Raw genomic sequence first — 7,666 nt, 5'->3', positions numbered from 1 at the left:
GTCGTCGATGTGGCCGCGCAAGAAGTGGGCGTTGTCGGCTCCGGCCTGGGCGGCGTTGGCGCGGGCGAGGGTGAGCATGTCGTCGCCGAGCCACCAGCGCGAGCAGTCCGAAATCAGGGATATCTGGCGTCCGATCCGCTGCCATGTCTCGAACGGAAGCCGAGGAGGCAGCTCCAATCCGCTCCGCCGCGGCCTCGCCGACTGGTCGAGAACCATTCTTGCCGCGGAGACGCGGTTCGCCTCTTCAATGGGGGACCGATGAGGCGTTGTGTAGCGCTGCCCATTCCCGGAGCCGGACACGAATATCCTCCCGAACCGTCGCGAGACGCTGCGTTCTGCCGAATCAAGTCAGAAACTGGAGATGAATCTGCCGACCACGGCTTTCAAGAATCTTCTCGGCCGTGGCGAATGCGAAATCCCCGAGAGACTTGAGTTCGGCCCCCTCCGATCGCCCGCCATCGTCGGCCGCCCCCCTTCGATCGCGCCTAACGCCCGCCGGCCGCCCACCTGCGATCGTCTCCAGCCGTCGGAGTGAGCAGCAATGATGGTCATCGTCAAACTATTTCAGCAGGTTGTCAATAGGGCGTATCGGTGATTAACGCCTTGCCGAGGTGATCTCATCGAGATGCGCCTGGAACATTGACCTTTCAAACGTGTCTCACGTGGAGTGGGGCATTTCCGGCGCCGGGCGAGGACGGTCCGGTCCCCGCACCTCCGAGCGGGCGACGGCGGCCTCCACGATCGCCGACACCCAGCCGACCTGCCCGCTCGCCCCCGGCTCCGCCAGCACGGCGCGGTGCAGGCGCGGCCACAGCCCCGCCCCGGTCCACGCCGTGAAGCGCCGGTGCGCGGTGGGCACACTGACCCCGAACTCGGCCGGCAGATGCCGCCAGGCGCACCCGCTGGTCAGCACGTACACGATCGCGGTGAACACCGTCCGGTCGTCCACCGGCGCCGTCCCGCCGCCCTGCCGCCGCGGCGCGAACTCCGGGATCAGAGGGCCGACGATCTCCCACAGCTCATCCGGCACCAGCCGGATCGAAAGGTCCGACAACACGATCACCGATCATGCCGCATCCGCGACCGAGCCACATGAGACATGCTCTTAGTAGTCTCGAACAGACAAGCGAGGGAAGCCACGCGGTCTGTTCACGTCGGCCCGAACAGCGCGAAGCCACGCTATGAAGTTGTCTCACCACAAAAGATCAGCTCAATGGCGTTCGGCTCTGCGTGATCTCGCTCGTCGAGCCCGGGCGCGATGGCTCAGCGAAAAATCGCGAGGTTCGAGGCCCGGGCCTGCGCGGCCGGCGCCGAGCGGCCGGCCCTCATGGCGGCCACCGGGGCGCGGACCTGCTCCGGCAGCCGGTGCCGGGTGGCGCGCCGGGATTCGGGACGCCGGCGAGCGGGCCGCCTTGGGACCTGCCTCTAATTCCCCTGCCGGACCGCCTGGTTCCGACCACGGGGCCGCCTCACCGGCAGAGAATGCACACGGTCGTCAATGCCGTGCCCTGCCGCCTATCCCGTGGCCGGCAATCCGCCCGCATAAAGTCGATGAGATCAAGCTGCGGGGCTTCCCATTCACGGCCGGGCCCGCGGACCGCGGTGCGACGCCGATGGGCCCGGGACGCCCACCGGCCGGTTCTCACCCCGTGCGTGCCCGCCAGGGACGACCCCTCATCCGGTAACGCCGCTCGTCACAAGCAGGCCGTGCATCACGAAAGGCGCGGCCTCCAACTGGAAGTCCATCATCGGATGGTAACGCTTGACCACACCCTGCAATGTGAGCAGGCTGAGCATGGGGAATATGAACTCCGGCTCCGCGTGGAGACGGTGTTTCCGCTGGAGATCGAACAGATCCATGCAGAACGCGGGGAGATCGAAGTCCCGGGCCACCATTCCGGCATTTCGCACGACCAGGTCGGAGACCTCCGCGCGAAAGGCCGCGATATCCGTCTCCGGTTCCCTGCGCCGCACCGTCGACAGCAGGATGTCGGCGCACGCCTCGCCGTCTCCCTGGATCATGCCGGCGAAGAACCCGGTGAACCTCTCCCGGGCCTCGCGGCCCATACGGAAGACCAGACCGGCGTCCAGGAGCACGACGGTGCCGTCGGGCATGAAATAGGTGTTCCCCTGATGCAGGTCGACGTGGACGAAGCCCTCGACGAAGAGCATCCGGTAGACGGCGTGCACGAGCGCGGTGATCTGCGCTTCGCGGACTCGCGCGGGAAGAGTCTCGATCACGTCGCGGTCCAGGCCCTCGATGAACTCCATGGCGATGACCCCGTCCCCGCTCAGTTCGGGGACGGGCCGCGGGACGACGACGTCCGGCATGTCGGCCAGATCGTCGTGCAGCCGCCGCAGGTTCGCCGCCTCCGCGCCGAAGTCGAGCTGGGCCATGAGGCAGTCGCCGACCTGGTCGACGATCTCCATGAACGGAACCCGCCGGAGCGCCGGGATCCGTGCGGCAACCCCGGCGGCGAACCGCAGCACCGCCATGTCCGCCGCGATCGCGGCGCCCGCGCCGGGGCGGCGGACCTTCACCGCCACCGCCCGGTCCCCGAGCTGCGCGCGGTACACGCAGGCGATCGAGCCGCCGGCCGCGGACGGCCCCCCGACCGCCCTCACGAACTCGGGCGGGGTCCGGCCGAGCCCGGCCCGGACGGTCCGCAGCGCCTCCGCCGGGGCCATCGGCTCCACGCTGTCGTGCAGCCTGCCGAGCGCGGCCGCGGCCGTCTCCCCCACGAGGTCCACGCGGGTGCCGAGGATCTGCCCGGCCTTCACGAAGGCCCCGCCCAACCGTTCCAGGAGGCGCGCGGCCTCGGCGGCCAGCCGCGGCCCGCGGGTGCTCCTCGGAGACGTCGCGGCGATGGCCGCCATACGGACCGCGGCGGCTCCCCCGAACGCGCCCAACCGGAAGGCCCGCGCCGCCAGGGAGCGGGCGGTGGCACGATCCACCACTCTCAGGCCGCCTTTCCGGAAAGCCCGTGCTCGAGCGCCTCCCGGAGTCGTGCGGGCCCGGCGTCGAAGGCCCCCTGCGGGACGGGGACCGGCTCCCCGACGCGGCGGAAGTCCGTCCAGCCGCCGGTGCGCATGCGGGAGGCCCGGACCCGCTCGGGCAGCCCGCCCACGTCCGGACGGCCCATCTCCACGACCTCCCAGCGGCGGAGCGGTTGCCGGAGACGCTCGACGGAGCGCGCGACGACCATTCCCGTCTCGCGGTCGATGGCCTCGGTGACGCTGAGACCGGGCGTGGTGACCGGTCCCAGATAGCACCGCGGCTCGGCCGCCGGCCACCGGCTCCAGGACATGTCGACCTCGACGTCCTCGGGAGTGGAGCCCAGTCCGGGATAGCGCCAGGCCATGAGATCCAGATATCCGATGTCGGTCAGCGGAAGGCAGTCGAACAGATACCGCTCGACCAGGCGCACCGAATTCCTCATCGTGGGTATATGTGTTTCCACATCACATTTCCCAAGAGCGGGGTCCTCGGTTATCCAGACATGACTTCCGGCAAGTATCTGCGGCTGCAGAACGAATAGAGCCGTCACCGCCGAGTGGTCGACAAAACGGCGGCCTATCAGATAGCGCATGGGCCGCCGACCGATCGCGGCCTGGATGGCGAAGCCGTATGACGTCAGGCCGCCCGCGCTGAGATTCGGACGAACCGACCTGGTCATGCGCGCATGGTCCACTGATGGCACCTTCCCGATGACGGCCGCGACCGTGCTGTTCGCTTTCCGTCCTATCGGCGGTCAGAATCGGCTGGTGGTCTCATGTCGATGGCGATCACGTAGTGGGCTCATTACTCTGCGCCGGTGCAACGTCGTCGTCATGCCGTCACGGAATTCGAGGCGCTCGCCGCCAGTAAAAGCTATCGCCGCGACGGCGTCAAGATAGGACTTCCAAGTCCGGCGCGCGGCCGGCGGCGCGGCAGCGGAAGATCCGCCGTAGAACGCGGCATCGAGGCCCGGGGTTCCGGTCGCAAGGGGTTTTACCGGCACGGGGTGCGGGCTATCGAGATGTGCCTTTGAAGAGCGGAAGGCGACCGCCGGCGCTCCCGGGAAGGGAGCTCTCTCAGGCCACCAGGCCGAGCAGGCGCGAGCAGCGGATGATCGCGTCCTCGTCGCCCTCCATGACGATCCGCTTGGTGAGCGTCGCCTCCAGCGGGTCGAGGCGCCCGGCGCCGATGTCGACGAAGGTCACCGCGTCCGTGTGGACCACGAGCGCCGGTTCGTCGGGCGCCTTCCCATGGGCGACCGCGACCTTGCCGTCCAGCACCGTGATGTGGAACACGTCGTCGTCGATGCGGAATTCGTACTGCTCGTCGGGGCCGTCCACGGTCGGGGCCGCCATCGCCTCCACCGCGAGAACCGCCCACCGGGGGCGCACGATGTACTCGGCCTTGGGCTCCGTGAGCACGCCGAGCCCCCACCGCGCGAGCACGAGCACCGCCTCGCGCAGGCCCTGCCCCTGCTCGGTGAGTTCGTACACCCGCACCTTCGAACCTTCGCGAGCCCGCTGCCGGATGATCCCGACCTCGGTGAGGAACTTCAGCCGGTCCGCCAGCAGGTTGGTCCCCAGACCGGGCAGGTTGGCCAGAAGCTCGTTGTAGCGGCAGGGCCCGGTGAGCAGTTCCCGGATGATGAGCAGCGTCCAGCGCTCGCCGACGATGTCCAGCGCGCCGGCGAGGCCGCAGTACTGCCCGTAGTTCCGACGCTGATTCACGTGCCCGCACCGCCTCCCAGGTTCACTTTAGAAGTGTATACCCAGTTGGCCGCGCATCGCGGAACCTCGGCCGTGGCGGGGCGGCGCGTCCTCTCCCGCCTGCCCGCTCCTCACGGACCTCCGGCGGCCGGCCCCGCGCGAGGGCCCTCAGCTCTCCGTCGCGGCCCAGGCCTTCTTCGCGTTCTTCCACGTCGGGGAGTTGACCTCCTCCCAGGCTCGGCTGCGCAGCTCCTCCAGGACCTGCGACGGCACCACCGTTCCGGACATGTTCGCCCGGTAGATGTTCATCGTGTCCGGATCGAAGTCGCTGCGGAGATACCCCTCGGAGATCGCCGTGTCGAACAGCGGCGTCCCGGGGAGCGGGACCACGATGAAGAAGTTCGCGGCGTCGAGGCCGTAGGAAACGTGGTCCCGGGCCAGCCGTATCGTGGTCTCGATCTCTTCCAGGGTCTCGTCCGGGTACCCCATCATGTAGTTGCCGAAAATCTTGAAACCGTAGTCCTTCAAGGCCACGATCAGCGATTCGATGTCGGCCATCTCGATGTTCAGCTTGTTGCTCGCGTACTTGCGCAGGATCCGGAGATTGCCCGACTCGAACGGAAGATTGAGCTGGGTGAAGCCGGCCTCGGCCAGGGCCTCCAGCACCTCGTGGTCGGGTTTCCACCGCTTGAGGAGGTGGATGATGTTGATGCCGTTCAGATCGCAGATGTCGACGCCGGCGCCCCGGATCTTCCTCAGCAGCCGCAGGGCGCGCTTCTTCTCCCCCAGAAGCGAGTCGTCCTCGATCATCACGTGCTCCACGCCCAGCCCTTTCAGGACGTCCAGCTCGCGCAGCACTCGATCGTCCGACTTGGTGCGGTAGCGCCCGATCGGCCCGCTCATGCTCCCCTCCTGCTCCCCCGCGATGTGGCAGTAGGCGCAGTGGAAGGGGCAGCCGAGCGAGGTCATCATGTCCGCGTAGCGCAGCTCCGTACCGGACTCCCACACGCCCGAGTGGGGCCGGGCGAGGGTCCAGTACCGCTCGTTCGGCAGCAAGTCCCAGGCCGGCATGGGAAGGGCGTCCAGATCCCAGACCACGTCGTCCGGGCGCGCGGGGTTGACGCGGATCCCGCCGGAGTCCCGGAACGCGACGCCGCTGATCCCGGCGAAGTCCGGGCGGGCCGACCTGCGCACCTCGTCGACGATCCTCGTGATCGTGCCCTCGGCCTCGGAGAGGCAGACGACGTCGAAACCGGCCTGGAAGAACTGCGGCAGCCGCGACCGGGCGTTGACCCCGCCCGAGACGAGGATCTTCTCCGGGAAGGCCGCCCGGATGAGCCGCGCGCAGTTCAGGACCATCGTCTCCTGGTCCGTGAAGATCGAGGTGATCCCCACGACGTCGTACTCCGCCGCCTCCTCCAGGATCCGCTCGTCGCTGACGCCCGTGCGCAGGAGACCGCTCGGCAGCTGGACGGGCCTCTCGAACAGCCCTGCCAGCTCGTCGGAGTCGTCGCCCACGCACGCGTCGAAGACGCGCACGTCGACGCCGTGGTCGCGCAGGGCGCCGCCGAGGTTGGGGTAGGCGAGCGATCCGTTCGGCTTGCACACCGTCCCGGGGGCGCTCTGGTTCGGCGGGTACAGAAGCAGGACACGCACATCACGCAAGGCCATGTATGACTCCTCAACCGACGGCGTCCCGGTCCGTCCCGGCGTTCCGCCGGCGGACTCGCCGCCGCCGCACGCCGCGGACGCGGCCCCGGGGACCGCCCGGGCCCGCCATGCCATCTCACTGTACTATATGCTTCTAAAGTTAATAGCGCGGTGGTGTCCGTCTTCTCTGGAGGTACGTCGATGTCCCACGGGTCCTCCCCCGCCTCGCAGGGCCACGCCCTGACCGAGATCGACCGGTCCGCCGCCCCGGTGTACGTCAGATGGGAGCGGCAGCTCCCCGGGCTGATGGACCGGCTCGGCGTGGCACCGGTGGGCGTGGTGCAGGTCGGGGCGCATGTCGGACAGGAAGTGCCGGCGCTCGTCCGGTGCGGTTTCCGGCGGCTCGTCATGGTCGAGCCCAATCGCGACCACTCGGCGGCGCTCGCCCGCGAGCTCGGGCGCCACCTGTCCGGCCGGCCGGAGGGCGGCCGGCCCTCCCAGGAGGTCGTCATGGCCGCGGCGGGGCGGGAGCGCGGGACGGCCACCCTGCACGTCACGGAGTACGACCAGCAGGCCAGCCTGCTCGCGCCGCTGCCGCCGATGACGGTGACCCGGCTGGACACCACCGAGGTCGTCCCGGTGCGCGAGGTCCAGGACGGCTGCAACGTGCTCGTGGTGGACGCCCAGGGCGCGGAACTGGACGTGCTCGCGGGCGCGGACCTGGACCGGCTGGACCTGGCCGTGATCGAGGGCAGTGCCGAGGCCCGCTACCGCCGCGGGGCGACCCGGCAGGCCGTGGCGGCCTACATGCAGGACCGCGGCTGGCGGCTGGTGGCGAACTGGACCCACGCACGGGCCAACGTCGCCGACATGGCCTGGCTGGCCCCCTCGACCACCCTGCGCGCGGCGTACCGCGCCGACCCGAGCTGAGGGCGGGCCCCACGATGCGACTGCCACGATCGGCGCCCCATGCACGTCAGTGAGACGGCCGTCCCCGGGGCCTACGTCTTCACCTCCGACCACCACTCCGACCGGCGGGGCGGCTTCTTCGAGGTCATGCGCGCCGACGTCCTGGAGGCCGCGCTGGGGCGCCCGTTCGTCCCACGCCAGATCAACTGCTCGACGTCGCGGCGCAACACGCTCCGCGGGATCCGCGGCGTGGCCGTCCCGCCCGGACAGGCGAAGTACGTCACCTGCGTCAGGGGCGCGGTGCGCGACATCGTCCGGGTCCACGACGTCGCGGAGGCGAGGCAGGCGGTGAACATGGTCGAGAGCATCCTCGGCTGGCGCCCGCCCGCCTACGTCCGCCACA

At 69.5% G+C, this 7,666-nt stretch carries 7 protein-coding genes; 2 read left to right on the top strand and 5 right to left on the bottom strand.

From position 1 onward, the window contains the following. Nucleotides 1-658: 658 nt before the first annotated feature. The 5 genes from AB0C69_RS34345 to AB0C69_RS34325 all read right to left on the bottom strand — a co-directional run bounded on the left by AB0C69_RS34345 (nt 659) and on the right by AB0C69_RS34325 (nt 6,375). Nucleotides 659-1,057: a transposase gene (locus AB0C69_RS34345; RefSeq protein ID WP_360359209.1), complete on the bottom strand. Its 399-nt coding sequence runs from the start codon at nt 1,055-1,057 to the stop codon at nt 659-661. 617 nt (nt 1,058-1,674) lie between these two features. Beyond that, nucleotides 1,675-2,955 carry an AarF/UbiB family protein gene (locus tag AB0C69_RS34340; RefSeq protein ID WP_360359206.1) on the bottom strand — a complete coding sequence of 427 codons (1,281 nt, stop codon included), beginning with the start codon at nt 2,953-2,955 and terminating at the stop codon, nt 1,675-1,677. 5 nt (nt 2,956-2,960) lie between these two features. Then, entirely contained in the window at nt 2,961-3,440 is a 480-nt protein-coding gene (locus AB0C69_RS34335; RefSeq protein WP_360359203.1) for a hypothetical protein, read from the bottom strand. A 634-nt stretch (nt 3,441-4,074) separates the two neighbouring features. Further along, nucleotides 4,075-4,725 (bottom strand): winged helix-turn-helix transcriptional regulator, encoded by a 651-nt coding sequence (locus AB0C69_RS34330; RefSeq protein WP_345182019.1) that lies wholly within the window; start codon nt 4,723-4,725, stop codon nt 4,075-4,077. A gap of 147 nt (nt 4,726-4,872) precedes the next feature. Continuing rightward, the gene (locus tag AB0C69_RS34325; protein WP_360359200.1) at nt 4,873-6,375 is read right to left on the bottom strand and encodes a radical SAM protein; all 1,503 of its coding nucleotides are present in this window, start codon (nt 6,373-6,375) and stop codon (nt 4,873-4,875) included. A 180-nt stretch (nt 6,376-6,555) separates the two neighbouring features. On the opposite strand from AB0C69_RS34325, the gene AB0C69_RS34320 reads away from it, so the two are divergent. Next, nucleotides 6,556-7,284 (top strand): FkbM family methyltransferase, encoded by a 729-nt coding sequence (locus AB0C69_RS34320; RefSeq protein WP_345182015.1) that lies wholly within the window; start codon nt 6,556-6,558, stop codon nt 7,282-7,284. Nucleotides 7,285-7,323: 39 nt separating this feature from the next. Then, the coding region (locus tag AB0C69_RS34315) for a dTDP-4-dehydrorhamnose 3,5-epimerase family protein (protein ID WP_360359197.1) at nt 7,324-7,666 on the top strand (343 nt) is incomplete at its 3' end.

The sequence above is a fragment of the Actinomadura sp. NPDC048032 genome (assembly GCF_040653175.1).
GTDB lineage: Bacteria > Actinomycetota > Actinomycetes > Streptosporangiales > Streptosporangiaceae > Spirillospora > Spirillospora verrucosospora.
Note: the sequence above shows the minus strand (reverse complement) of the source record. Positions and strands in the feature narration are given on the sequence as shown.